26 protein-coding genes and 1 other annotated feature are annotated in these 25,503 nt (G+C 37.7%); of the genes, 3 read left to right on the top strand and 23 right to left on the bottom strand.

The features are described 5' to 3' along the window. The first annotated feature begins 230 nt into the window (after positions 1-230). The 3 genes from COO03_RS03545 to COO03_RS03535 all read left to right on the top strand — a co-directional run bounded on the left by COO03_RS03545 (position 231) and on the right by COO03_RS03535 (position 2,409). Positions 231-1,298 (top strand): M24 family metallopeptidase, encoded by a 1,068-nt coding sequence (locus tag COO03_RS03545; RefSeq protein WP_097895138.1) that lies wholly within the window; start codon positions 231-233, stop codon positions 1,296-1,298. 125 nt (positions 1,299-1,423) lie between these two features. Beyond that, a complete protein-coding gene (locus COO03_RS03540) occupies positions 1,424-1,948 on the top strand; it encodes a DinB family protein (RefSeq protein WP_097895136.1) in 525 nt (174 codons plus the stop codon). Between the two features lie 206 nt (positions 1,949-2,154). Further along, a complete protein-coding gene (locus tag COO03_RS03535; RefSeq protein WP_097895134.1) occupies positions 2,155-2,409 on the top strand; it encodes a YbeF family protein in 255 nt (84 codons plus the stop codon). Positions 2,410-2,546: 137 nt separating this feature from the next. On the opposite strand, the gene pyrE is transcribed toward COO03_RS03535, so the two are convergent. From pyrE to sigE, 23 genes are all read right to left on the bottom strand, one after another. Then, positions 2,547-3,179 (bottom strand): orotate phosphoribosyltransferase, encoded by a 633-nt coding sequence (gene pyrE / locus COO03_RS03530; protein WP_097895132.1) that lies wholly within the window; start codon positions 3,177-3,179, stop codon positions 2,547-2,549. Beyond that, positions 3,176-3,892: an orotidine-5'-phosphate decarboxylase gene (gene pyrF, locus COO03_RS03525; RefSeq protein WP_097895130.1), complete on the bottom strand. Its 717-nt coding sequence runs from the start codon at positions 3,890-3,892 to the stop codon at positions 3,176-3,178. The genes pyrE and pyrF overlap by 4 nt, the downstream gene beginning before the upstream one ends. 2 nt (positions 3,893-3,894) lie before the next feature. After that, positions 3,895-4,806: a dihydroorotate oxidase B catalytic subunit gene (gene pyrD / locus COO03_RS03520; protein WP_097895128.1), complete on the bottom strand. Its 912-nt coding sequence runs from the start codon at positions 4,804-4,806 to the stop codon at positions 3,895-3,897. Continuing rightward, on the bottom strand, positions 4,803-5,582 hold the full coding sequence (pyrK, locus tag COO03_RS03515; protein WP_097895126.1) for a dihydroorotate oxidase B electron transfer subunit: 780 nt from the start codon (positions 5,580-5,582) through the stop codon (positions 4,803-4,805). Before pyrK ends, pyrD begins: the two co-directional genes overlap by 4 nt. Beyond that, positions 5,579-8,797: a carbamoyl-phosphate synthase large subunit gene (carB, locus tag COO03_RS03510; RefSeq protein ID WP_097895124.1), complete on the bottom strand. Its 3,219-nt coding sequence runs from the start codon at positions 8,795-8,797 to the stop codon at positions 5,579-5,581. The genes pyrK and carB overlap by 4 nt, the downstream gene beginning before the upstream one ends. After that, positions 8,782-9,879: a carbamoyl phosphate synthase small subunit gene (locus COO03_RS03505; protein WP_097895122.1), complete on the bottom strand. Its 1,098-nt coding sequence runs from the start codon at positions 9,877-9,879 to the stop codon at positions 8,782-8,784. Before COO03_RS03505 ends, carB begins: the two co-directional genes overlap by 16 nt. Further along, positions 9,876-11,162, bottom strand: coding sequence for a dihydroorotase (gene pyrC / locus COO03_RS03500; RefSeq protein WP_097895121.1), 1,287 nt, complete (start codon positions 11,160-11,162; stop codon positions 9,876-9,878). The genes COO03_RS03505 and pyrC overlap by 4 nt, the downstream gene beginning before the upstream one ends. After that, positions 11,146-12,060, bottom strand: coding sequence for an aspartate carbamoyltransferase (pyrB, locus tag COO03_RS03495; RefSeq protein WP_097895119.1), 915 nt, complete (start codon positions 12,058-12,060; stop codon positions 11,146-11,148). The genes pyrC and pyrB overlap by 17 nt, the downstream gene beginning before the upstream one ends. Positions 12,061-12,208: 148 nt before the next feature. Further along, positions 12,209-13,492: a uracil permease gene (uraA, locus tag COO03_RS03490; protein ID WP_097895118.1), complete on the bottom strand. Its 1,284-nt coding sequence runs from the start codon at positions 13,490-13,492 to the stop codon at positions 12,209-12,211. Positions 13,493-13,638: 146 nt separating this feature from the next. After that, positions 13,639-14,181 (bottom strand): bifunctional pyrimidine operon transcriptional regulator/uracil phosphoribosyltransferase, encoded by a 543-nt coding sequence (gene pyrR / locus COO03_RS03485; RefSeq protein ID WP_097895116.1) that lies wholly within the window; start codon positions 14,179-14,181, stop codon positions 13,639-13,641. 204 nt (positions 14,182-14,385) lie between these two features. Continuing rightward, positions 14,386-15,294, bottom strand: coding sequence for an RluA family pseudouridine synthase (locus COO03_RS03480; RefSeq protein WP_097895114.1), 909 nt, complete (start codon positions 15,292-15,294; stop codon positions 14,386-14,388). Between the two features lie 4 nt (positions 15,295-15,298). Continuing rightward, complete coding sequence (gene lspA, locus COO03_RS03475) at positions 15,299-15,757, bottom strand: lipoprotein signal peptidase LspA (RefSeq protein ID WP_097895112.1); 459 nt, start codon at positions 15,755-15,757, stop codon at positions 15,299-15,301. A gap of 129 nt (positions 15,758-15,886) precedes the next feature. After that, on the bottom strand, positions 15,887-16,216 hold the full coding sequence (locus tag COO03_RS03470; protein WP_097895110.1) for a molecular chaperone DnaK: 330 nt from the start codon (positions 16,214-16,216) through the stop codon (positions 15,887-15,889). Between the two features lie 248 nt (positions 16,217-16,464). Continuing rightward, positions 16,465-19,230 (bottom strand): isoleucine--tRNA ligase, encoded by a 2,766-nt coding sequence (ileS2, locus tag COO03_RS03465; protein ID WP_097895107.1) that lies wholly within the window; start codon positions 19,228-19,230, stop codon positions 16,465-16,467. Between the two features lie 73 nt (positions 19,231-19,303). Continuing rightward, positions 19,304-19,528 (bottom strand) — a binding site (T-box leader). A gap of 51 nt (positions 19,529-19,579) precedes the next feature. Further along, positions 19,580-20,086, bottom strand: a complete 507-nt coding sequence (gene divIVA, locus COO03_RS03460) for a septum site-determining protein DivIVA (RefSeq protein WP_097895105.1) — start codon at positions 20,084-20,086, stop codon at positions 19,580-19,582. Between the two features lie 93 nt (positions 20,087-20,179). Next, the gene (locus tag COO03_RS03455; RefSeq protein WP_097895103.1) at positions 20,180-20,953 is read right to left on the bottom strand and encodes a YlmH family RNA-binding protein; all 774 of its coding nucleotides are present in this window, start codon (positions 20,951-20,953) and stop codon (positions 20,180-20,182) included. Positions 20,954-20,968: 15 nt separating this feature from the next. Further along, positions 20,969-21,232, bottom strand: coding sequence for a YggT family protein (locus COO03_RS03450; RefSeq protein WP_097895101.1), 264 nt, complete (start codon positions 21,230-21,232; stop codon positions 20,969-20,971). Between the two features lie 6 nt (positions 21,233-21,238). Further along, positions 21,239-21,709, bottom strand: a complete 471-nt coding sequence (locus tag COO03_RS03445) for a cell division protein SepF (protein ID WP_097895100.1) — start codon at positions 21,707-21,709, stop codon at positions 21,239-21,241. A gap of 19 nt (positions 21,710-21,728) precedes the next feature. After that, positions 21,729-22,403 (bottom strand): YggS family pyridoxal phosphate-dependent enzyme, encoded by a 675-nt coding sequence (locus COO03_RS03440; RefSeq protein ID WP_097895098.1) that lies wholly within the window; start codon positions 22,401-22,403, stop codon positions 21,729-21,731. A gap of 5 nt (positions 22,404-22,408) precedes the next feature. Then, positions 22,409-23,218, bottom strand: a complete 810-nt coding sequence (gene pgeF / locus COO03_RS03435; protein ID WP_097895096.1) for a peptidoglycan editing factor PgeF — start codon at positions 23,216-23,218, stop codon at positions 22,409-22,411. A gap of 117 nt (positions 23,219-23,335) precedes the next feature. Beyond that, a complete protein-coding gene (locus COO03_RS03430) occupies positions 23,336-23,614 on the bottom strand; it encodes a YlmC/YmxH family sporulation protein (protein WP_141523153.1) in 279 nt (92 codons plus the stop codon). 199 nt (positions 23,615-23,813) lie between these two features. Further along, positions 23,814-24,593, bottom strand: a complete 780-nt coding sequence (sigG, locus tag COO03_RS03425) for an RNA polymerase sporulation sigma factor SigG (protein WP_097895093.1) — start codon at positions 24,591-24,593, stop codon at positions 23,814-23,816. A gap of 183 nt (positions 24,594-24,776) precedes the next feature. Continuing rightward, a complete protein-coding gene (gene sigE / locus COO03_RS03420; protein WP_097895091.1) occupies positions 24,777-25,496 on the bottom strand; it encodes an RNA polymerase sporulation sigma factor SigE in 720 nt (239 codons plus the stop codon). Between the last annotated feature and the right edge of the window lie 7 nt (positions 25,497-25,503).

Below are 25,503 nucleotides of genomic sequence, written 5' to 3'. Positions count from 1 at the left end.
TACACTTCTCTCAACAACATAAAAAAATAGACACCATAGATTCCTATGTTAAAAAATATAGACATATAAACTTCTTGTTTGTTTATATTTTTTGACAGCTTATGAATCGAAACATCACTTTCCCTATCCAACAGATTATGTCCCACATATTCTTTTAAAACACAGCCTTTCACCTAAAAATATTGGCACAATTCTTGCTTTATATAAGCATGTGAAAAGGAGGAGTCAAAATGATTTTACGAATAAAAAAAATTCAAGAACAACTACATCAATACGGAATAGACGGATTACTTATTACCAAAAAGGAAAACCGCCAGTATGCAACTGGATTTACAGGTAGCGCTGGAGTCGTGTTACTATCCGCAACTGAAGCTGTATTTATTACAGATTTTCGCTATGTAGATCAAGCAAAAGCACAGGTACAACAAGCGGAAATCATTATGCATAAAGGAAACATAGAACAGGAGATTGCAAATCAAGTAACTAAATTAAACATCCAAAAATTAGGAATCGAAGAAAACGACATAACTTTAAAGCAATACATGGCATTAAAAAAATATGTGAGCAGCGACATTGTACAAGTATGCGAATTAATCGAAACCATTCGTACCATTAAAGAGAAATCTGAAATTGAAACAATTAAAATCGCAGCTAACATTGCGGATCAGGCATTTCAGCATATTACGAGTTTTCTAAAACCCGGTGTATCTGAATTTGACGTTCGAGATGAATTAGAATTTTTCATGCGAAAACAAGGTGCTTCTTCCTCCTCATTTAACATTATTGTAGCTTCCGGAGTCCGGTCTTCTCTCCCACATGGAGTTGCTACAAATAAAATTATTGAAAATGGAGATATGGTTACGTTAGACTTCGGTGCACTCTACAATGGATATTGCTCTGATTTAACACGTACTGTCGCGATTGGAAGTTACTCCAAAGAATTTGAAAAGATATATAGTATTGTATTAGAAGCATTAAAACGAGGAACCGAAGCAATTAGACCAGGTATCTCCGCAAAAACGATTGATGATGTTACAAGAAATCATATTACAGATCACGGCTACGGTGAATACTTCGGTCATTCTACCGGCCATGGTCTTGGATTAGAACTTCATGAACCTCTTCGATTATCACAAGAAAGTAAAGCTATTTTGCAAGAAGGCATGGTTGTTACTGTCGAGCCAGGTATTTATATCCCTAGCTGGGGCGGTTGTAGAATTGAAGATGATATTGTCATTACAAAAGATGGTCATGAAATAGTTACACAGGCTAATAGAGACCTTATTGTTATTGGTTAATCCGTCCCCTATATAACGATTTTTTCTTTTAACACAAGGAGTTTTTTCTTCTTTATTTAACAGGAATTTCTTTCTATGTAGCGAAATCTTTCTCTGAAGAGATTATTTACTAGGAGGCATTTCTATTGAATTTTGTAATTGATAAGATGGACGGATTAAACATGGAATTCTCAAAACTTGTTTCTATGATGAATTATGCTCGCTATACAACAATGCAAGCGGTACAAGACTTAACAATTGAAGAGCTCGATTATTTGTACGATGATGAGGCAAATTCCATTGGTATGCTTTTATATCATATGGCTGCAATTGAATTTTACTATCAGATTCATACTTTTGAAGATCGTGAACCAACAGAAGCTGAATTAGAACGCTGGTTACCAGGGGTTGAATTAGGTGATCTTGGACGTCAAACGATTAAAAATCATCCTATAGACTACTACATAAATACGTTACAAGAAGTTCGTACTAAAACGATTGCAACGTTTCAATCACTACCTGACGAATGGCTATATAAAACGACACCGTTTTGGTATGACAAACCAGCAAACAACTTTTTCAAATGGTTTCACGTCTTTGAAGACGAAATCAATCATCGCGGACAAATTCGGTTAATTAAAAAGATGCAAAAGGCTCATGCAGTAAAATAATAAAAAGTGCTACCTTGTAAGGTGGCACTTTTTATTATTTATAACTTTGAAATAAAGTGGGATTAAATTTCTCTTACTCTAATTCTCTTAACTATGATTATTTATCCATTCACACTTATTCATTTTGTAATAATTATATTAGGAGAACAAGTATTTCAAAATGTTCACGAGAAACACATGATTTCTTAAGAAAAGGGGACATAACTATGAGTGAATTGATTTTCCTCTTATTTATTTGCCCATTACTTATCTTTATTGTTTCAGTAATTGGGACGCTTAGAACAAGAGCATCTTACGTAATGCCCATTGTAACGTTTGCTATTTTTCTTATATTAGGAGTTACATTGTTTACACCATCATTTTTCTTTTGGGTTGGCATGTACAGCATTTTCTCATTTATTGTTTCTTATATGACTTTATTATTTGTAAAAGGGTATGAAGCTATCGAAAGAAACGAGTAACCATTCTCCTTTCATTGAAGAACCTGAAAATTTTCTAAATGCAATACACTCTTTTACAAATCGATTAAAATCAAATTTTTCTACTTTATAAACAAAAAACACGACCGCGTTTCCCCCCGCGATCGTGTTTTTCAATGTTACGCTGTAATCCAAGCCTCATCAGCTGGATTTTTACGCCACTCTTGTAATTTCTTCGTTTCAGCTTGTCCGATCATACCTTTTTCTTCAGCTACTTCAGTCAGTGTGCTGTAGTCGCTTAAAGAATAGGATGCTACGTTTGCTGCTGCTAGTTTTTCTTTTCCTGCTTCAAGCTCGTATGTGAAGATTGATACGATTCCTAATACTTCACAACCAGCCTCGCGAAGTGCTTCAACACAAGTGATTGCACTACCGCCAGTTGAAATTAAGTCTTCTACTACTACTACTTTTTGACCTTTTTCAGCTTTTCCTTCAATTTGATTACCTTTACCATGACCTTTTGCTTTACTACGTACGTAACACATTGGTAAGTCCATACGATCGCTTACCCACGCAGCATGCGCAATACCAGCAGTCGCTGTTCCTGCAATAACTTCTACAGTTGGGAAGTGCTCCTCGATTAACTTCTCTAATCCTGCCGCAATCGCTTGACGTACTTTTGGATATGATAACGTTAAACGATTATCACAATAAATTGGTGATTTCATACCAGAAGACCATGTAAATGGATCATTTGGTTGTAAAAATACTGCTCCAATTTCTAATAGATGAGATGCGATTTCTTTTTTCATATTGTTACACCTTCCCACTGTTGTTTTACTGTTTTATACGCTTCAAGCGGATTTTCCGCCTTTGTAATACTACGCCCCACTACAATATAACTTGAACCAAGTTCACGTGCACGTTTTGGTGTTGCTACGCGCACTTGATCATTCACATCATCACTTGCAAGACGAATCCCAGGTGTTACAGTTACAAATTCCAATCCGCATACTTCACGTAATTTTGGTACTTCTAGCGTTGAACATACAACACCATCAAGTCCACTTTCTTTCGTTAATTTTGCATAGTGAGCAACCGCTTCTTCTAACGTTTTCTCAATGCCGATTTCTTTTTTCATCATGGCTTCCGATGTGCTTGTTAGTTGTGTAACTGCAATACAAATCGGTCTCTCTTTTCCTTCTTGCTTACCTTCCTCTAATCCCTCAAGCGCAGCTTTCATCATACTGCTTCCCCCAGCAGCATGAACATTTACCATATCAACATCTAGACTAGCTAGGCTGCGCATTGCGCTTTTTACCGTATTCGGAATATCATGAAGCTTCAAATCTAGAAAAATTTGATGACCTTTTTCTTTTAGGTACGTAATGATAGCAGGTCCCTCTTTGTAAAATAGTTCCATACCAACTTTGACAAATAACTGCTCCCCTTCAAAGTGATGTAAAAACTGTTCTACCTCTGCTTTACCTGGAAAATCCAGTGCAACGATTAAAGGCTGTGACATGATTATTTCCAGCTCCTTCCTTGACATTCCGAAATGTGGTCAAATCCTAATTCATCTAATAATGCTGGTAATTCTTCAATAATTGTTGGACATACAAACGGATCCACAAAGTTCGCTGTACCAACTGCAACTGCACTTGCACCAGCGTAGAAGAATTCAATAACATCTTCCGCTGATTCAATACCGCCCATTCCGATAATTGGAATATTAACTGCTTGACTTACTTCATGTACCATACGAATCGCTACTGGCTTAATGGCTGGGCCTGATAGTCCACCTGTACGGTTTGCTAAAATTGGTTTTGCTGTTTTTAAATCTAGACGCATACCAAGCAATGTATTAATCATCGTTAATCCGTCTGCACCTGCATTTTCGATTGCCTTTGCAATCTCCACAATGTTTGCCACATTCGGTGACAATTTCACATATACCGGTACTTCAGAAACCTCTTTTACTCGCTTCGTTAAATCAGCAGCAATTTCTGGGACAGTACCAAAAGCAATACCACCCGTTTTTACATTGGGACAAGAGATATTTAACTCTAGCGCATGAACATTTGGTGCTTTCGAAATTTCCTTTGCTACCGCTACATAATCCTCAGCCTGTGAGCCCGCAACGTTCGCAATAATTGGAAGATCAAATTGCTCTAACCATGGTAATTCAGAAGTCATTACCTTTTCTAACCCTGGGTTTTGAAGCCCGATTGCATTTAGCATTCCGGCTGGCGTTTCAGCAACACGAGGCGTTGGATTTCCATAACGAGGTTGTTCCGTTGTTGCTTTAATCATGATTGATCCAAGTACACTTAAATCATAAAACTGCGCATACTCACGACCAAACCCGAAGCAACCAGATGCTGGGATAATCGGATTCTTTAATGATAATCCTGGTAATTCAACTTGCAATCTGTTCATAGTACAACCTCCCCGATTGGAAATACTGGCCCGTCGCTGCACACCTTCTTGTAAGAATGTCCACTTGGATCTTCTTGCAAGTGGCATACACATGCGAAACATGCTCCAATACCACAGCCCATACGTTCTTCTAGTGAAATGTAGGCTTTTTTCTCTTTATAGCGGCCTTCCAATGCGCGAAGCATTGCTAAAGGTCCACATGAGTATAAAATGTCAAAGTCAATTCCATAGCTATCAATCACATCTGTTACAAATCCTTTTGTACCATGTGTACCATCGACTGTTGCAACATACGTATCACCAAGCTCTGCAAATTTCTCTTCATAGAAGACAACATCTTTTGTTTGGAAACCTAGGATGTGAATGACACGTACTCCTTTTGCAACAAGGCGTTGTGATAACTCATAAAGTGGTGGCACACCAATTCCCCCACCTACTAATAGAGCAGTTTGTCCAGCTTCCGCTTCTTCTACCGGAAATCCGTGACCTAATGGTCCTAATACGTCTACAAGTTCACCTTGCTTTTTCTTTGCTAATGTTTTTGTTCCTTGTCCTTCCGCTCGATATAGCATTGTAAACTCGTTCTTGTCTTGATCTACATTACAAATACTAATTGGGCGGCGCAGAAGGGGCGTGATGCCCTCTGCTACCTTAATGTGTACAAACTGCCCTGGTTCGTTCATTTGCTGTACAAGATCCCCTTGAAGCACTAATTCGTAAATGTTTTTTGCGATTTCTGTTTGGTTAACGACGATCATATTTTGCTTTTGCATCATGCATGTACCACCTCGTGACCTTGCTTTGGCGCGATTTCTTTCATTGCGTGAGCTGAGAATGTCATAGATTCTAGTACGCGCAAGATTGCTCTTGTTGTATCAAGTGATGTTAAGCAAGCTACACCATTCTCTACAGACTCACGGCGAATGCGGAAACCATCACGCGCTGGTTGTTTTCCTTTTGTTAATGTATTGATTACAAACTGTGCTTTTCCTTGACGAATAATATCAAGTAAGTTGTAGTCTTCAGAATCAATTTTGTTTACAACTTGCACCGGAATGTTTTGCTCTGTTAACGATTGTGCTGTTCCTGCTGTTGCTAATAAGTTATAGCCGATTTCATGGAAGCGTTTTGCAATTTCCATCGCTTCTTCTTTATCTTTATCCGCCACAGTAATGATTACTGATCCGTGCGTTGGAATGTTAATTCCTGAAGCAACAAGTCCTTTATACAGTGCTTTTTCAAGCGTTAAGTCTTTACCCATTACTTCCCCTGTTGATTTCATTTCAGGCCCTAATGTTGTATCAACTGAACGTAGTTTCGCAAATGAGAATACTGGAGCTTTTACATACACTTCATTCTCTTCTGGGCGATATCCAGTTTCATATCCTTGTTCTACAAGATTTTGACCTAAAATAACTTTTGTTGCGATATTCGCCATCGGTACACCTGTAATTTTACTTAAGAATGGTACTGTACGGCTCGCACGTGGGTTTACTTCAATTACATACACTTCGTCTTTGAATACTACAAACTGGATATTCAGTAATCCAACAATGTTTAATCCTCTTCCAAGTGCAATTGTATTTTCGATAATTTGTTCTTTCAGTTTTGCAGATAAGCTTTGCGGTGGGTATACTCCAATTGAGTCACCAGAGTGAACTCCAGCGCGTTCAATATGTTCCATAATACCTGGAATGAATACATTTTCACCGTCTGAAATCGCATCTACTTCAATTTCTTTACCAACCATGTAACGGTCAATTAATACTGGATGATCTGCATGAACTTTTACTGCGTTTTTCATATAGTGCAGTAGTTCTTCTTGACGATATACAATTTCCATTGCACGTCCACCAAGTACGTAAGATGGTCTTACTAGTACTGGATACCCAATTTCTTCAGCAATTGCTACCGCTTGTTCTACTGTTGTTGCTGTTTTACCAACTGGCTGCGGGATACCAAGCTTCGTTAATGCTGCTTCAAATTTATCACGATCTTCTGCACGGTCTAAATCTTCAAGGGATGTTCCTAAAATTTTCACACCGTGCTCTTCTAATTTAGCAGCTAAGTTAATTGCCGTTTGTCCACCAAACTGAACGATAACACCTTCTGGCTTCTCTAAATCAATGATGTGCATTACATCTTCGATTGTTAATGGTTCAAAGTATAATTTGTCAGAAATACTGAAGTCTGTTGAAACTGTTTCTGGGTTGTTATTTACAATAATCGCTTCGTATCCAGCTTCTTTAATTGCCCACACAGAGTGAACTGTTGCATAGTCAAACTCAACACCTTGACCAATACGGATTGGACCAGATCCTAGTACGACTACACTCTTGCGATCTGTCACAATTGATTCGTTCTCGTCACCGTATGTGCTGTAGTAGTATGGTGTTGCAGATTCGAACTCTGCCGCACAAGTATCTACCATTTTAAATACTGGTGTCATATTATTTTCTTTACGCATATCGTAAATTTCACGCTCTGTTTTATTCCAAGCAGCTGCAATGTAGTGATCACTGAAGCCCATTTTTTTCGCGGATTGTAATACTTCCATATTTCCTACATTCGCTTTTACTTCGCGTTCCATGTTTACGATGTTTTCAACTTTTTGTAAGAAGAAGAAGTCCATTTCACACCATGCGTTGATTTCTTCTTTTGTTACACCTTGACGGATCGCTTCTGCTACAACAAACAGTCGCTCATCATCAGCTTTAATAATGCGTTTTTTCATTGTTTCTTTATCAAGCTCTTTTAAGTGGTCTAACTCTAAGTGATAAATGCCAAGCTCTAGAGAACGAACCGCTTTTAATAATGATTCCTCTAAGTTACGTCCGATTGACATAACTTCACCTGTTGCTTTCATCTGCGTACCAAGTGTTCTGTTTGCTGATTCAAACTTATCAAATGGCCAGCGCGGAATTTTTGAAACAACATAGTCTAATGCCGGCTCGAAGCATGCATATGTTTTTTGTGTTACTGGGTTTACAATTTCATCTAATGTTAAGCCGACTGCAATTTTCGCTGCTAACTTCGCAATTGGATATCCAGTTGCTTTAGATGCTAGTGCAGATGAACGACTTACACGTGGGTTTACTTCGATTACATAGTACTGGAAGCTATATGGATCAAGCGCAAGCTGAACGTTACATCCACCTTCAATTCCTAGTGCACGAATAATTCTTAATGAAGTGTTACGTAACATTTGATATTCACGATCACTTAACGTTTGGCTCGGTGCAACAACGATAGAATCCCCTGTATGAACACCAACTGGATCGATATTTTCCATATTACATACTACGATGGCGTTATCATTTGAATCACGCATTACTTCATATTCGATTTCCTTACAACCAGCAATACTCTTTTCTAATAAACATTGTGTTACTGGGCTATGTTTTAAACCGCTTGTTACGGTTTCAATTAATTCTTCTTCGTTATGACAAATACCGCCGCCAGTTCCTCCTAATGTGAACGCTGGACGAACGATTACTGGATAACCGATTTCTTTTACGAATTCATATGCTTCATCAAGCGTATGAATAATTTCACTTGGTGGTGTTGGTTCATTTAAATCTTGCATTAATGTACGGAATAAATCACGATCTTCCGCTTGCTCGATTGCTGATAATTTTGTTCCTAAAATTTCAACTCCGCATTCGTCAAGTACGCCTGATTTTGCAAGTTCAACCGCCATATTTAAGCCTGTTTGGCCACCTAATGTTGGTAAGATTGCATCTGGACGTTCTTTACGAATAATGCGGCTTACAAATTCTAATGTTAATGGCTCAATGTATACTTTATCTGCTGTTGCAGTATCTGTCATAATTGTTGCTGGGTTAGAGTTAACAAGGATTACTTTGTAACCTTCTTCTTTAAGAGATTGACAAGCTTGTGTACCAGAGTAGTCAAACTCCGCTGCTTGCCCAATTACAATTGGTCCTGATCCGATTACTAAAATTGTGTTAATGTCTAGGCGTTTTGGCATAACTCTTCCCCTTCTTTCTTGAAGTTTGCAATCATTGTTAAGAAATCTTCGAATAAATCATTTGCATCTTCTGGTCCTGCTGAAGCTTCTGGATGGTATTGTACTGTAAATGCTGGGAACTTCGTATGACGAAGACCTTCTACTGTTCCATCATTTAAAGCTACATGTGTAATTTCAAGATCTGTACTTTTAACTGATTCTTCTTCTACTGCGTAACCATGGTTTTGAGAAGTAATGGCTACTTTTCCAGTTGCAAGATGCTTTACTGGATGGTTTAATCCACGGTGACCGAATTTTAACTTGCTTGTATTTGCACCAGATGCTAGAGCGAACAATTGATGTCCAAGGCAAATTCCGAATAACGGTACTTTCCCAATGATACCTTGTAACATTTCAATTGCTTCTGGTACATCTTTTGGATCCCCAGGTCCATTACTTAACATAATTCCATCTGGGCTAAGGCGTAAAATCTCTTCAGCCGTTGTATTGTAAGGTACAACAATTACATCACAGTCACGTTTATTTAGTTCTCGTAAAATACCATGCTTCATACCGAAGTCTACAAGTACAACACGATGGCCACGACCTGGACTTGGATATGGGTCTTTTGTTGATACACGTTTCACATGATCTGTAAAGACTGTCGCTTTTAATTGACTAACGATGTACTCTACATCCGCATCCATGTTGCAAAGACGTCCGCGTAATGTTCCATATTGACGAATTTTTCGTGTTAATTTTCTTGTATCAATTCCTGCTAATCCTGGAATGTTTCTTTCTTTTAAATAATCATCTAACGAAATTTCATTACGGAAGTTAGATGGGTGATCACAAATTTCGTTTACTATTAAACCATTTACAGATGGATGAATTGATTCGAAATCATCACGGTTAATGCCGTAGTTTCCGATTAATGGGTACGTAAATGTTACAATTTGACCGCAGTATGATGGATCAGATAGTGTTTCTTGATATCCAGTCATTCCAGTTGTAAATACAACTTCACCTGACTTTTCGATTTCTCCTCCGAAACCTTTTCCAATTAATACTGTTCCATCTTCTAAGATAAGTTGTCTTTTCATACTAATGCACTCTCCTTTTGCCATGCGATCTTACCACCAACGATTGTCATAACCGGCCAGCCTTGACATTTCCAGCCTGCAAATGGCGTATTTTTTCCTTTTGATAAGAATGTTGTTGGATCAATCTCTTCTTCATTGTCTAAATCGATAATTGTAATATCAGCTGCTCTACCTTCTGTCAGGCGCCCTGCTTCTAAACCGAATGTATCAGCTGGTTTTTCTGTTAAGAATTGAATTAATTGTTCTAATGTAATGATTCCTTTTTTCACAAGGTTCGTATATAAAAGTGGGAATGCCGTTTCAAAACCAGTAATTCCGAACGGTGCTCTTTCAATCCCTTGCGCTTTCTCTTCCGCAGTATGCGGTGCGTGGTCAGTTGCGATCATATCGATCGTTCCATCTAATAATCCTTCGATTAACGCTTCATGATCTTCTTTTCCTCGAAGCGGTGGATTCATTTTAAAATTAGGATCAGCTGATGGGATATCATCTTCACATAATAGTAAGTGATGCGGCGTTACTTCTGCTGTCACTTTAATTCCAGCACGTTTTGCATCACGAATCACACGTACAGATCCTTTTGTACTTACGTGACATACGTGATAGTGACAATCTGCTGCTTCCGCAAGTAATATGTCCCGGGCAATATGTACGGATTCACATACTGATGGGATACCGTTTAATCCGTGTTTCTCAGAAAACTTCCCTTCATGTACACATCCTTTATTAATTAGCGTATTTTCTTCACAGTGTGCAACGACTGCCATATTTAATTTCGCTGCACGCTTCATAGCAGCTAGCATCATGCTCGCATCTTGTACGCCTACTCCATCATCAGTAAACGCGAACGCTCCAAGTTCTTTTAATGTTTCAAAGTCTGTCATTTCAGAACCTGCTTGGCGTACTGTAATCGCTCCATATGGTAAGACATTTACATGTGCTTTTTCTTTAATTCGTTTTTGCAAGTCTTCCATATGTTCTTTACTATCTGGCACTGGTCGCGTATTTGGCATTGCGCAAATTGTTGTAAATCCGCCTTTTGCTGCTGCAAGTGTACCTGTTTCAATTGTTTCTTTATGTTCACCACCTGGCTCACGAAGATGAACGTGTACATCTACTAATCCAGGCGCGATTAATTTTCCGTTTACATCGATTACTTCAGCATGATCTGCCGTAATATTTTCTGCTACTTTCGCAATTTTACCGTCTTGTACAAGAAGATCTGTTACTACGATTTTTCCTTCGTTATTCAGATAGCGTCCATTTTTAAACAAATAATTCATGTTTCATTCCTCCTAATACATTTGGTAATGCGCGTTTTAGTACAGCCATTCTTACGTAAACTCCATTTTCCATCTGTTTGAATATGCGTGAACGCTCACACTCAACGAGCTCACTTGCAATTTCGACATCGCGGTTTACCGGAGCTGGATGCATAATAATACTTCCTTGTTTCATACTCTTTTCTCGCTCAATTGTTAATCCATGCTGCTCATGATACTCTTTCATAACCTCTGTTTCATAATGGTCATGACGCTCATGTTGCACACGAAGTAACATCATCACATCAACTTCTGGAACAAGTTCATCTAAACTTTTGTATGTTCCAAATGTGTTTGTTTCATCTTTCCACTCTTCTGGACTAGCAAAATAAATCGTTGCTCCTAATTTCGTTAGTGCCTCAGCGTTAGAACGTGCTACTCGGCTGTGACGAATATCTCCAACAATTGCAATCTTTAATCCTTCAAATCTTCCAAACTCTTGTTTAATTGTTAGAAGATCTAATAGACATTGCGTTGGGTGATTTCCACATCCATCTCCAGCATTTAAAATTGGGATGTTTATCTTACCTTTCAGCTCATCAAAGTAGCGATCTTGCCCGTGGCGGATGACTACTGCTTTTGTTCCGATTGATTCTAGTGTTCTTATCGTATCGTATAACGTTTCTCCTTTTTGTACGCTAGATGAATCTGCTGAGAAGTTTAACACATCAAGTCCTAATCTCTTCTCAGCAACTTCGAAGCTAAACCTTGTTCTTGTACTGTTTTCAAAAAACAGGTTCGCTACAAATGTTTGCTCTGTTGTTTTTCTCTCTCTTCCATTCGCAAAATCTTCTGCGTCTTTTAGGATTTCTGAAATCTCTTCTTTCGATAATTCACTCATCGTTAACAAATGGCTCATTGTCATCCCTCATCTTTCTGATTTTTATGATAACACCTTTGTATTTTTATAACAATAACCGCATAAAAATACCCTAGTCGTGTGAGACTAGGGTGCAAGAAAGAAGCCACCCTTTTCTGTCTCACAGGACTGAATTAAAAGGTTGTTTTTATGAAGCAATCTGCTTAGATTGTTGTTTCTCTTTCATTTCAGGTAACAGTAGATTTAACAGTACACCAACGATTGCTGCAAGCGCCATTCCCTCTACTTGGAACGATTCTCCGACACGAAGTACCGCACCACCAATACCAATCACAAGGATAACAGATGCAATCATTAAGTTTCGTTTATCACTTAAGTCTGTTTTATCATCTACCATCATGCGTAAACCACTTGATGCGATTACACCGAAGAGCAAGATTGATACACCGCCCATAACCGGCGTTGGAATGGAATGAATCAGTGCTGAAATCTTACCAATAAATCCGAACATGATTGCGAAGACTGCTGATCCGATGAATAAGTATACACTGTATGCTCTTGTAATTGCCAGTACACCGATGTTTTCACCGTATGTTGTATTCGGCGGTCCACCAATTAATGATGCGATTAATGTCGCTACACCATCTCCAAAAATCGAGCGATGTAAACCTGGTTTTTCAATTAAGTCTCGATTAATAACATTTCCAAGTACGATTTGATGTCCGATATGTTCTGAAATTGTTACAAGTGCTACTGGCACCATTAAGAGTACAATCTTCCATGAAAACTCTGGCGTGTAAGTTACAAATGGTACGACAAAGTCTGGTACATCAAACCATTTCGCCTCAGCTACTGGCTTTAAGTCCACCAATCCTTGGAAGTAAGCGAAGATATATCCTCCGATAATCCCTAGTAAAATTGGTATGATGCTGAAAAATCCTCTTCCGAATATGGAGCAAATAATTGTAATTGCTAGCGTTACTAATGCTACTGAGAAGTGTGTAAAACTATATTTCCCATCTGCACCATTCATTGCCATGTTAACTGCTGTATGTGCTAAAGCTAAACCAATAACCATAACAACTGGACCAACTACAATAGGAGGAAGTAATTTCATAATCCAAGATGATCCTGATTTCTTAATTCCTAGCGAAACTAAGATATAAACAAGTCCTGCTAACATACCTCCAAGCATCGCCGCTCCCGGCCCACCTGCTGTTTTAGCTGTAATAATTGGTGCGATAAACGCGAACGATGATCCTAGATACGCTGGTACTTGACCTTTTGTTATAAGAAGAAACGCTAGTGTTCCTAATCCGCTTGAAATTAAAGCTACTGATGGATTCAGCCCTGTTAAAAACGGAACAAGCACTGTTGATCCAAACATCGCAAATAAATGTTGTATACTTAAAAATAACCATTTTCCCGGTTTCGGTACTTCATGAATGTCTAACACTGGCTTTTGCTCCATTGTTACATCCTCCTTCAGTTTAAAACTTTTCAATAAAAAAACTCTTTGTGACTATGCACAAAGAGTCCTATACTTTCGTATGCCAAATTTGACATATGAAAGCCAAGACCCTTTGGCAGCCTCACAGGACTACATTTAAAAGGGCTTTACTTATCGTATATGCTTACTCGATCTTGCTGATCTGTCTCTTGCAAATCAACTTCAATACGTTCTTCACTTGATGTTGGAATGTTTTTTCCTACATAATCAGCACGAATTGGTAATTCGCGATGACCTCTGTCCACAAGAACCGCCAGTTGGATTTGTGATGGTCTTCCTAAATCCATCAAAGCATCCATTGCCGCTCGAACTGTTCTACCTGTATATAAAACATCATCCACAAGAATCACTTTTTTCTTTGTAATGTCTACAGGAATATCTGAACCTTTTACAAGCGGTTCTTTATTTTTTGACTGCAACGTTAAATCATCACGATATAATGTAATGTCTAACTCTCCAACCTCAATGTTTTTTCCTTCAATTTGACCAATGCGTTCTGCTAAACGCTGTGCAATAAAAATCCCACGTGTTTTAATTCCAACAAGAACACAATTATCGACACCTTTATTACGTTCCACGATTTCATGACTGATTCGTGTTAAAGCGCGGCGAATCATTTGGTCATCTAAAACGACAGCTTTTTCTTGCATACTCTACACCTCCAAGCTTTTTTCTTGCGTGAGAGGAATGGTATAAAAAAAGTCCTCTCAGCGTGTGCGAGAGGACTTTTGAAAAAAGGGTACAATCATACCCTAAGTATTTCAAACCGTTACCTTCTCAACCTCACGGGGCTGTGTTAAAGGATCATTATTTAGCTGTTGTTAGTATCGCAGGTTTTACTCGTTTTGTCAATACTATTTCCGTAAAGCATTTAAAACTTCTTCAAATACTGCCGGAACTGGTGCCTCAAATTCGACATATTCGCCTGTACGAGGATGATCAAATCCTAAAACCCCTGCATGAAGCGCTTGTCCATTTATATCTAATGTTTTTTTCGGACCATATTTCGGATCTCCTGCAAGTGGATATCCAATATATTTCATATGAACACGAATTTGATGTGTACGTCCTGTTTCTAAACGACATTCCACAAGTGTAAAATCTTTAAATCGCTCTAACACTTGAAAATGTGTAACAGCATGCTTACCATTTTCATCAACCGTCATACTTTGACGCTCCTTCTTATCTCGAGCAATTGGAGCATCAATTGTTCCTTTATCATGCGGAATTACACCATGAACAATCGCTTTATAGCGTCTTGTTACCGTTTTTTCCACTAGCTGATTTACAAGCGATTCATGTGCCATATCGTTTTTTGCAACCATTAATAATCCAGATGTATCTTTATCAATACGGTGCACAATACCAGGACGCATTACACCGTTAATACCCGATAAATCTGTACAATGATGCATTAATCCATTTACAAGTGTACCACTCGTATGTCCTGGGGCTGGATGTACAACCATGCCACGTGGCTTATTCACAACTAACACATCAGCATCCTCATAATAAATTTCCAAATTCATATCTTCTGGGCTGATATCAAGTTCTTCTGGTTCTGGTATTGTTACTGTAATTTCATCATTTGCTCTTACTTTATAATTACCTTTAACAGCTTTTCCATTTACTGTTACAACACCATCTTTAATCCATTGCTGCACTTGTGTACGTGACCATTCACTGTTGACACCTGCAACAAATTTATCAATCCGTTCATTTTTTTGTTCTTCTGCAACTGTTACTTGTACTACTTCGCTCATTCAATTACTCCTTCATTTTCTTTCCTTCTAATAATGTTTGAATAATAATTAATACAACTCCAATACATAAAGCTGAGTCAGCTATGTTAAATACCGGATAGTTGTATGAAAAAATATACACGTGAATGAAATCCACCACTTCTTGTCTAAATACACGATCAATAAAATTGCCAATTGCTCCGCCTAAAATAAGACCTAATGAAATCCCTAGGAGTTTATCTGTTTTTGCGTACTTTTTCATATAAAATACAATAAATCCAACAAAAACAACTGTAATGATATAGAAGAACCACATTCTATTTTCTAAAATGCCCCAGGCAGCTCCTCTGTTCCGATGTGATGTTATGTATAATACATTATCGATAATCGGGATACTTGTACCTAATTCCATGTTCTTTACAATGAACCATTTCGATATTTGATCGATGGCAATGACAAATAACGCTATTAAATAATATATCATTTTCATTTCCCCCACAAAGACAGTGTACCTCAAAATTTTAGCATAGCTGCTATCTTTTCACAATGAACCTTTATAGAAGAATAAAATAAAATGAAAAAAGGTAATATAATATCGTTGTACTTATTATACTTATACATTTACCTTTTCATATAAAAACTCTCCCATTGTACGCGCCGTTGGCATCATTTTCATCTGCTGTACAGGAATATATTTCCCCGTTTCCTCACAAATGCCATACATATTGATTTCCATTTTAAATAAAGCTCGTTCCACGTCTTTTAAATCTTCTCTTATATCATGTAAGAACAATTTCTTTTTTTCATCTTCCTTCTGTTCATACCTTAGTTCCTGTCCGAATTCCACATAATATGTGTGCATCGCTTCTTTTGCCAGTCGCTCCTGTAATTCTTTTCTCATCAATTGTAACTCTTCTCTAATTTCCATATAGATTTCATTCACGTGTACATTCCTCCCGGCTGCAATGTACCGTTAGTGTGTCCGAAATTCACTTCCTTACCGCACACACATTTTTCCTTCATAGGAAAGAGCTTAAACAACCTTCTCAGCATTCAAGAACCTTGTTCATTCCCCAGTGACAGAAAAAATTTATTAGACTAAACTTTACCAATCGTTTATCTCCATCATATTATCAATTACTAAAAAAACTGACTGCCATTAATAGCAGTCAGTTTTTCTTGATTACATCATTATTTCACATAGTTTTCTTTCACAACTGTCGCACAACGCTCACATAATGTTTCATGCTCAGCGTCTTTACCAATTGTTTCTGAAACTACCCAACAACGTTCACACGTTTCACCAGTTGCCTGAGTAACAACAACCGCTGTATACTCATACTTCGGCGCATCTGCTGGTGCTTCTTCGATTGTACCTCCAAGTTTATACTCAGAAACGATGAATAATTGCTTTAAGTCTTCGCTAATAGACTCTAACATAGCTTTCATTTCTACAGTCGGATATAGCGTAATGCTCGCATTTAATGACTTACCGATTACTTTTTCATTACGAGCTACTTCTAACGCTTTTAATACGTCATCACGTAACGTCATAAATGCATCCCATTTTGTTTTTAATGCTTCCGCACCATCTAATTGTACAGCTTCTGGCATATCAGTTAATTGTACGCTTTCTTCTGTTACTCCAGGAATATATGGCCATACTTCATCAGCTGTATGCGGTAAGATTGGTGTTACAAGTTTCGTTAATGCAACAAGCACATCATATAATACCGTTTGAATTGCACGACGATCTTCGTGATTTGCACCTTCAATGTATAAAATGTCTTTTGCAAAGTCTAAATAGAATGAACTTAAATCAATTGTACAGAAGTTATGAATTGCGTGATATACAGCAGCGAAGTCGTATGTTTCATACGCTTCTTTTACTTTTGTAATTAAGTCATTTAATTTCACTAACATGTAACGGTCCACTTCACGAAGTTCAGCCGTTGCTACAGTATTTTCACTTGGATTAAAGTCATCTAAGTTTCCTAATAAGAAACGGAATGTGTTACGGATTTTACGATAAACTTCTGCTACTTGTTTTAAAATATCATCTGAAATACGTACATCAGACTGATAGTCAACAGAAGATACCCATAAACGTAAAATGTCTCCGCCTAATTGATCCATAATTTTCTTCGGTACGACGATGTTTCCAATTGACTTACTCATTTTACGACCTTCGCCATCTAATACGAAACCATGGCTTAGTACGCCTTTATATGGAGCTTTACCAGTTACAGCAACCGCTGTTGATAACGAAGAGTTAAACCAACCACGATATTGGTCAGATCCTTCTAAATATAAATCTGCTGGACGTTGTAAATCTTCACGCTCTTCCAATACCGCTTGGTGAGAAGAACCTGAATCGAACCATACATCCATGATGTCTGTTTCTTTACGGAATTCACCATTCGGACTACCTGGATGTGTAAACCCTTCTGGTAATAAATCTTTCGCTTCACGCTCGAACCATACGTTAGAACCGTGTTCACGGAATAAATCTGCTACATGGTTAATTGTTTCATCTGTAATAATTGGATCGCCATTCTCTGTATAGAATACAGGAATTGGTACACCCCATGCACGCTGACGAGAAATACACCAGTCACCACGGTCACGAACCATATTATGAAGACGAGTCTCACCCCATGCCGGTACCCATTTCGTTTCTTCAACAGCTTGCAATAACTCTTTACGGAATGCTTCAATAGATGCAAACCACTGTGCTGTTGCACGGAAAATAATCGGTTTTTTCGTTCTCCAATCATGTGGGTATGAATGCGTAATAAATGTTAATTTTAGTAACGCGCCTACCTCTTCTAATTTTTCCGTAATTGGCTTGTTAGCTTTATCATAGAATAAACCTTCAAATCCAGGTGCTTCACTTGTTAATACACCTTTATCGTCAACTGGGCAAAGTACTTCTAATCCATACTTTTTACCAACAACGAAGTCATCTTCCCCGTGTCCAGGTGCTGTATGAACGCAACCTGTACCTGCATCTGTTGTTACGTGCTCCCCTAACATAACTAATGAGTCACGATCGTAGAATGGGTGTTTTGCAACTGTATACTCAAGCTCGCTACCTTTTACCGTTTTCACAACTTCAGTATTTTCCCACTCTAACGTTTTTGCAACCGTCTCAAATAGTTCAGAAGCGATGATATATTTCTCATCATTTACTTTCACAATGCTATATTCAAGTTCTGGGTGAACAGAAATACCTAGGTTTGCAGGTAACGTCCAAGGTGTTGTTGTCCAAATAATGAATTTCTCATCACCTTCTAATACGTTCTTCCCATCTTTTACAGGGAATGCTACGTAAATAGATGCTGATTTTTTATCTTGGTATTCAATTTCAGCTTCTGCTAAAGCAGATTCACTCGTTGGAGACCAGTAAACTGGTTTTTGACCTTTATAGATATAACCTTTTTTCGCCATGTCACCAAACACTTTAATTTGTTGTGCTTCATAAGCTGGCTCTAAAGTAATATATGGATTCTCCCAATCTGCACGTACACCAAGACGCTTAAATTGTTCACGTTGACGTTCTACTTGTTCATATGCATACTCTGCACACAACTTACGGAACTCTGCAACCGTCATTTCTTTACGTTTTACCCCTTTATTTGTTAAAGCTTGTTCAATTGGTAAACCGTGCGTATCCCAACCTGGTACATATGGTGCACAGTATCCAGTCATTGATTTGTAGCGAACAATAAAGTCTTTTAGTACTTTATTTAATGCGTGTCCCATGTGAATATCACCATTCGCATATGGAGGCCCATCATGCAGCACAAATAAAGGTCGACCTTTTGTATGTTCTTGTACTTTTTCGTAAATGTTCATTTCAGCCCACTTTTCTTGCATTGCAGGCTCACGTTTTGGTAAATTCCCACGCATCGGGAATTCCGTTTTTGGCATTAGTAATGTGTTTTTGTACTCCATGCTCAATTCCTCCTCGAATATATAAAAGAAAGACCTTAAAAAAATGGAATAAAAAAGAGACTTTCTCATCCCAAAAAGGGACGAGAAAGTCTCCCGCGGTACCACCCTAGTAGACCATACACATATGTACAAGGTCCTCTTTATATTCTTAACGCGAATATACGCCTACGCCTACTCATTTGTTCAGCGCGGAACTCCAGGGTGATATTCCCATTTATCGCCTTATCCTGAGCTTACACCATCCTCAGTTCGCTATATAAGGTGTGAAAAAGGTACTTATCCCTATCTTCGTTTTTCTTAATAAATATGTTGTTTAAAATTATATGTAATAATGAGAAAAACGTCAAGCTTACACTGTTTCTTCTTTTTTCAACAGCTCGTCCACTTCGTCTTCTAACTCAATTAATTTGTCCCAATCGTCGTTGTTTAACATTTCAAGCTGTGTTTCTAACAGCATGCGGAAACGAGTACGGAATACTTTTGCTTGTTTCTTTAACTCTTCAATATCAAATGCAACTTTTCTTGATTTCACTAAAGCTTCATTAATGATACGATCTGCATTCTTTTCTGCTTCACGTACAATTAATTTCGCTTCTTTTTGTGCATTACGTTTCACTTCTTCCGCTGCTTCTTGTGCAACAACAATAGACTTATTTAACGTGTCTTCAATATTAGAGAAATGATCTAACTTTCCTTCTAATTGTGCAACTTTTTCTTCTAAAGCTTTCTTCTCACGAATGACTAATTCATAATCTTTGATGATCTGATCAAGAAATTCATTTACTTGATCTTCATCATAGCCACGAAACCCGCGACTAAATTCTTTATTATGAATATCTAATGGTGTTAACGGCACAAACGCCACCTCCAAGTAGTTATCTAAATTTTCCTCATTCTAAATTATATCTTTTCTTCGACAAAATAAGAGTTTTTCCTTCTAAAAAACCAATCATTTTAGTATACCATACAAAATTATCCATTTGTCGCGTTTCGTTCTTCCTTCTACAGAAAACAATTTACTTCGTCCATATCCTCTAACTGAAAATACATCCCCCGGAAAACATTCATAGGAAGTTTGCTCTACAATTTTCCAGTTCACCTTCACAAGACCATTCTTTATAAGGGGTTGTACCTTTTGACGTGATATATGGAGCATTTCGGCTAATAAGACATCTAGACGAAGTGATGAAACAGTTCCAGACTGCTCTCTCCACTCTTCATGTGATTGCAACACTTGGTTTGGTTGTACACGGGAGAGTGAAACCTTCATTTTTCCTATCGATTGCAAGTTAATTTCAATGTACGAAACAATTTCTTTTGCAACTACAATTTGGGCACGATTTTCTTGGAGCAAAATATCACCGCACTTTTCTCTTGTTAAACCAAGAGACATAAATGCACCTAATATTTGCCTATGTTCAAGCGTATAAAACTTGGAAGGATAGTCAATTTCTAATACTTCTACTTGAAACTCTTCTTCATTTAATTCAAGGTAATCTGGATAAATAAGTGCTCTTTTTCTCTCTGCTTTCGGCGCCGCACCACCAAGCTGTAAAGCAACATCTCCTTGATGTCCAATTACTGTAGCTACAATTTGTTGCTGACGTGGATCAAGAAAATCTGTTAATTTTACTTGATGGTACTCTTCTGCCACCTGCTTCCATTCTAACACTTTATCGACAAAGACCGCTTCATCAGGTCTAAAATGCTCATAGATGCTCATTCATTTAACCTCTTGCTATAAGAAATAACGAAACAGACTTACTAAACCACTGCCAGCAAATTTCAATGCAATAATTGCAACGATTGGAGAAATATCAATTACACCAAACGGCGGAATAAATCTCCGAAACGGTTCTAAATACGGTTCACAAATACGTGCAAGGAAGTCACCGAATGTTGATTCTCTTGCGCCTGGGAACCAAGATAGAAGAATATAGATAATAAGCGCCCAGGTGTAAATTTGAATAGCATAGTACAATATTTGTAAAATCATTATCATGGCGTATTACCACCTCTTTATATTTGTCTCTTCCTCTTCACCGAACAACTCTGAAATTGCTCCAACAATGTCCACATTTTCAGGTGTACACATAAACGTTTTCGGTCCTAATTTTTGAATATCCCCGCCTATAGCGTATACAGTACCACTTAAAAAGTCAACGATGCGCACAGCTTGATCAGTAGACATTCTTTGTAAATTAATAACAACAGCCCGTCTTCCTTTTAAATGGTCGGCAATCCCTTGCGCTTCGGAATATGTGCGCGGTTCTAACAAAACAACTTTAGAGGACTGTTTTGCCGTTTCAATGCTCACGATATTTTGTTTTGGTTGTACTTTTGTAAATGGAACATCCTGCTGCTCTGGAGGATCTTGTTGCTTTTTCATTTCTGTTTGCTCCTTTTCATAAGCATATTGGGCTGCTTCTTTTTCTTCTGGTGTGTCAAAAAAGAAGTATTTTACTTTTGACCAACTCATAATAACATTCTCCTTTCTTTTACACTTTTCCTACTAAAATCGTTCCCAAACGAATATATGTAGCACCTTCCTCAATTGCAATCGTGTAATCATTTGACATTCCCATCGATAGCTCTTCACACGGAGCGTATGGCAATTCTAGTTCCTGCACTTGTTTTTGTAGCATGCGCAGCGTTCTAAAACAACGACGAATTTCCGCTTCTTCCTCCGTAAATGGTGCCATTGTCATCAATCCAACAACTTCAATTTTATCAAAGTCTTGCAAAGCTTGAATAAACGCAATCGCTTCCTCAGTCGATAAACCTTGTTTCGATTCTTCACGTGATGTCTTCACTTGTACAAAACATCGAACCTTCTTTGTAGCACGCTTTTGAATCTCTTTTGCAAGCGAAAGACGATCTAATGAATGTAAATAATCAATCTCATTGATGACCTCTTTTGCTTTTCTCGTTTGTAGCGAACCAATGAAATGCCAATTAACTTTCGAGCCAAAATGCTCATATTTTTGTAAAAAGCCCTCATTTCGGTTCTCACCTAAATCAGTTAGTCCAGCTTCTACTACTTCATTTGTTGCTTCAATTCCTACTGTTTTTGTTACTGCAACAAGCTTAATCTCCTGTACCGAGCGCTCTGCTCGTTCACACGCTTTTTTAATTGCTTCCTTTACAACTACTAAATTCTCTTGTACTGCCACTGTTTTCAATCCTCCTTAAAACCTATGAAACTCAACATTCTCCCCGTTTTCCCTTGATCACGGCGATGTGAGAAAAACAATTGTTCTTCACAGCTTGTACAAAGAGACGACATCACAATATGCTCTTCTTTTATGCCAGCTTGTACGCATAATATACGATTAATTTCTTTTAAATCAATCGCATATTGTCCATCTGAAATCAATTTATAAGGAACACGTCCGTTTACTACTTGTTTTGCTGCTGCTAATACACGATCATCAACAACATAACAGCACGATCCAATGGCAGGTCCAATTGCGACATGAATTCCGTGAACAGGGACACCTTCCGCTTTCCACTTTTGAATCATTTCCTTTGCAATCTCTTTAACAGTTCCTTTCCACCCAGCATGTGCAAGTCCTATCATACCATGTGATGGTGCATAGAAATAGAGTGGAACACAATCTGCATAACAAGATGTTAAGCACACATCTTTATCAGTCGTGTAAATACCATCCGTATTTGGAATACCATCTTCATACGAATAAATTCCTCGCCCTCTTTCCCGTTGTCCTACTTTTTCAACATGATGATCATGAACCTGTTCTGAGCAAATCCAATTCTCTAGTGGTTTTTGTAACTTATTCGCTAAAATACGTCTATTTTCATGAACATTCTCCACGATATCATTCACATGTAATCCTAAATTCATCGCATGAAAGGAGCCTGTACTTACCCCACCATCTTTTGTCGTAAATCCAGCAGTAATGTTTCCAAGATCTTTCCACGCTTGTAAATACAATATACCGTCCACATATTTAAATGGTTCTCTCATAAAGCGGCTCCTTCTAATTAAAATAGCTTAAAAAAGCATGGTACTTCCTGTCTATTTTACCATACTTTTATTTTTCCATAATGACAACAGAAAAAAAAGAGGAATTTGTAATATTCTTTAAGAAATTGTCGGTGTTTGTATTGATTCTGTTACAGGATTGACATGATCGCCTCTTACTAGTATGACATCCTCTCCAATTTTCACAATTTGTTTCCAGGGGATTACAAATTCTGCTTCCTTTCCAAATATACCTAACATACGTGTCTGCTTTGAAATAATAACTGCTTGAATTTTCCCTGTGTTCATATCAATATCAATATCTCCAATATTCCCAAGTTTTTTTCCATCTGAGACATTGACAACATCCTTCATCTGAAACTCTGAAATTCGTATCATTGTCATCCGCTCCTTTATCTCGCATTAACAGGAAGTAACCCTCGCTAATAGAAAATCCATTTTATTATCATTATATGAATACGCTATCTCCTCTATGAGCGGAATCTGAACTACACATAATAAAGTGAACCTGTAAATCAATCGTGTTTTATAGACAGCAACTACAAAATAAAAAGACCTCACCATAAATGGTGAGGTCTTATCCTTGAATCGTTTTATTCATTTGTTTAATAGCTGATTTTTCCAAACGTGATACTTGTGCTTGGGAAATTCCAATTTCTTCTGCAACTTCCATTTGTGTTTTCCCTTGAAAGAAACGTTTTCGAATAATCATTTTCTCCCGATCATTCAATCGCTTCATTCCTTCTTTCAATGCCAATTCTTCCACCCATTGCTCGTCCTTTTGTTTCTCATCACTTAACTGATCCATTACAAAAATAGGATCTCCCCCATCATTATATATGGGCTCAAATAACGAAACTGGATCTTGAATGGCATCGAGTGCAAAAACAACTTCCTCATGCGTTACTTCAAGAACCTTTGCAATATCCATTGCCGTTGGCTCTTTTGAATTTTCCGCAATTAACTTTTCTCTTACCTGTAATGCCTTATACGCAATATCTCGTAATGAACGAGATACGCGAATCGGATTGTTATCACGCAAATATCTGCGTATTTCCCCAATAATCATTGGCACAGCATATGTTGAAAATTTAACATTTTGGCTTAAATCAAAGTTATCAATGGATTTCATAAGTCCAATGCAGCCAACTTGAAATAAATCATCAACAAATTCTCCTCTATTGTTAAATCGCTGGATGACGCTCAGTACAAGACGTAAGTTTCCATTCACTAATTTCTCTCTTGCGCTTATCTCTCCACTTTGCATTTCTCGAAATAATTTACGCATCTCTTCATTTTTTAGTACTGGAAGTTTAGCTGTATCAACACCGCAAATTTCTACTTTGTTTCTCGTCAAAGTGTTCCCTCCTATCGGGAGTTGCTGTACAGTGTAAAGTATCTCCTTTGGAGGGAATTTTATGCATACGGTTTTTCCATCTTTACTAACTAACGCGTGATTTGTAAATACAATAAAACCAATCGGAATACCAATTGGTTTTATTAATCTCCCTTGATCATATAAGCTTTTTTACATACTTCTTTATACCATTTTATTAAATTCTTTCCGCAACCTTTTTATAATCCTCTTTTCCAAACGGGAAATATAAGACTGTGAAATTCCTAACATATCTGCTACATCTTTTTGCGTTTTTTCTTCTCCGCCTGCAAGACCAAAACGAAGCTCCATAATTTGCTTTTCACGGTCATTTAATTGATGCAGTGCTTTCATAAGAAGATGACGATCTACAGTAGCCTCTAAATCTTTTGTAATAATATCATCATCTGTACCAAGCACATCCGATAGCAGTAATTCATTCCCATCCCAATCAATATTTAACGGTTCATCAAATGACACCTCTGAACGATTTTTATTATTTCTGCGTAAATGCATTAAAATTTCATTTTCAATACAACGTGATGCATATGTCGCTAATTTTATTTTCTTTTCAGGATTAAATGTATTTACGGCTTTAATAAGACCAATTGTTCCAATACTAATTAAATCCTCGATATTAATTCCTGTATTTTCAAACTTACGAGCTATATATACAACGAGCCGCAAGTTACGCTCAATAAGCAATGACCTTGCTGCTTGATCCCCTTTTGGCAATTTATTCAAAAGAACCTCTTCTTCCTCTTTTGTCAAAGGGGGTGGCAATGCCTCACTTCCACCAATATAATAAATTTCATCGGTCTTAATTCCAAGTTTCAGCAATACTTTATACCAAAGGTATACTAAGTAAAATTTTAATTTCGCCATGTTCTCC

The organism is Bacillus sp. AFS098217, from assembly GCF_002551815.1.
Lineage (GTDB): Bacteria > Bacillota > Bacilli > Bacillales > Bacillaceae_G > Bacillus_A.
The sequence above is the reverse complement of the archived record's forward strand: the minus strand, read 5'-3'. Positions and strand labels throughout refer to the sequence as shown.

Bases quoted from the DNA above. Each gene is read 5' to 3' on its own strand.
- COO03_RS03545 (WP_097895138.1), top strand. From the start codon at position 231: ATGATTTTACGAATAAAAAAAATTCAAGAACAACTACATCAATACGGA.
- COO03_RS03535 (WP_097895134.1), top strand. From the start codon at position 2,155: ATGAGTGAATTGATTTTCCTCTTATTTATTTGCCCATTACTTATCTTT.
- pyrE (WP_097895132.1), bottom strand. From the start codon at position 3,179: ATGAAAAAAGAAATCGCATCTCATCTATTAGAAATTGGAGCAGTATTT.
- pyrF (WP_097895130.1), bottom strand. From the start codon at position 3,892: ATGTCACAGCCTTTAATCGTTGCACTGGATTTTCCAGGTAAAGCAGAG.
- pyrD (WP_097895128.1), bottom strand. From the start codon at position 4,806: ATGAACAGATTGCAAGTTGAATTACCAGGATTATCATTAAAGAATCCG.
- pyrK (WP_097895126.1), bottom strand. From the start codon at position 5,582: ATGATGCAAAAGCAAAATATGATCGTCGTTAACCAAACAGAAATCGCA.
- carB (WP_097895124.1), bottom strand. From the start codon at position 8,797: ATGCCAAAACGCCTAGACATTAACACAATTTTAGTAATCGGATCAGGA.
- COO03_RS03505 (WP_097895122.1), bottom strand. From the start codon at position 9,879: ATGAAAAGACAACTTATCTTAGAAGATGGAACAGTATTAATTGGAAAA.
- pyrC (WP_097895121.1), bottom strand. From the start codon at position 11,162: ATGAATTATTTGTTTAAAAATGGACGCTATCTGAATAACGAAGGAAAA.
- pyrB (WP_097895119.1), bottom strand. From the start codon at position 12,060: ATGAGCCATTTGTTAACGATGAGTGAATTATCGAAAGAAGAGATTTCA.
- uraA (WP_097895118.1), bottom strand. From the start codon at position 13,492: ATGGAGCAAAAGCCAGTGTTAGACATTCATGAAGTACCGAAACCGGGA.
- pyrR (WP_097895116.1), bottom strand. From the start codon at position 14,181: ATGCAAGAAAAAGCTGTCGTTTTAGATGACCAAATGATTCGCCGCGCT.
- COO03_RS03480 (WP_097895114.1), bottom strand. From the start codon at position 15,294: ATGAGCGAAGTAGTACAAGTAACAGTTGCAGAAGAACAAAAAAATGAA.
- lspA (WP_097895112.1), bottom strand. From the start codon at position 15,757: ATGATATATTATTTAATAGCGTTATTTGTCATTGCCATCGATCAAATA.
- ileS2 (WP_097895107.1), bottom strand. From the start codon at position 19,230: ATGGAGTACAAAAACACATTACTAATGCCAAAAACGGAATTCCCGATG.
- COO03_RS03455 (WP_097895103.1), bottom strand. From the start codon at position 20,953: ATGAGCATCTATGAGCATTTTAGACCTGATGAAGCGGTCTTTGTCGAT.
- COO03_RS03450 (WP_097895101.1), bottom strand. From the start codon at position 21,232: ATGATAATGATTTTACAAATATTGTACTATGCTATTCAAATTTACACC.
- COO03_RS03445 (WP_097895100.1), bottom strand. From the start codon at position 21,709: ATGAGTTGGTCAAAAGTAAAATACTTCTTTTTTGACACACCAGAAGAA.
- pgeF (WP_097895096.1), bottom strand. From the start codon at position 23,218: ATGAGAGAACCATTTAAATATGTGGACGGTATATTGTATTTACAAGCG.
- COO03_RS03430 (WP_141523153.1), bottom strand. From the start codon at position 23,614: ATGATACGAATTTCAGAGTTTCAGATGAAGGATGTTGTCAATGTCTCA.
- sigE (WP_097895091.1), bottom strand. From the start codon at position 25,496: ATGGCGAAATTAAAATTTTACTTAGTATACCTTTGGTATAAAGTATTG.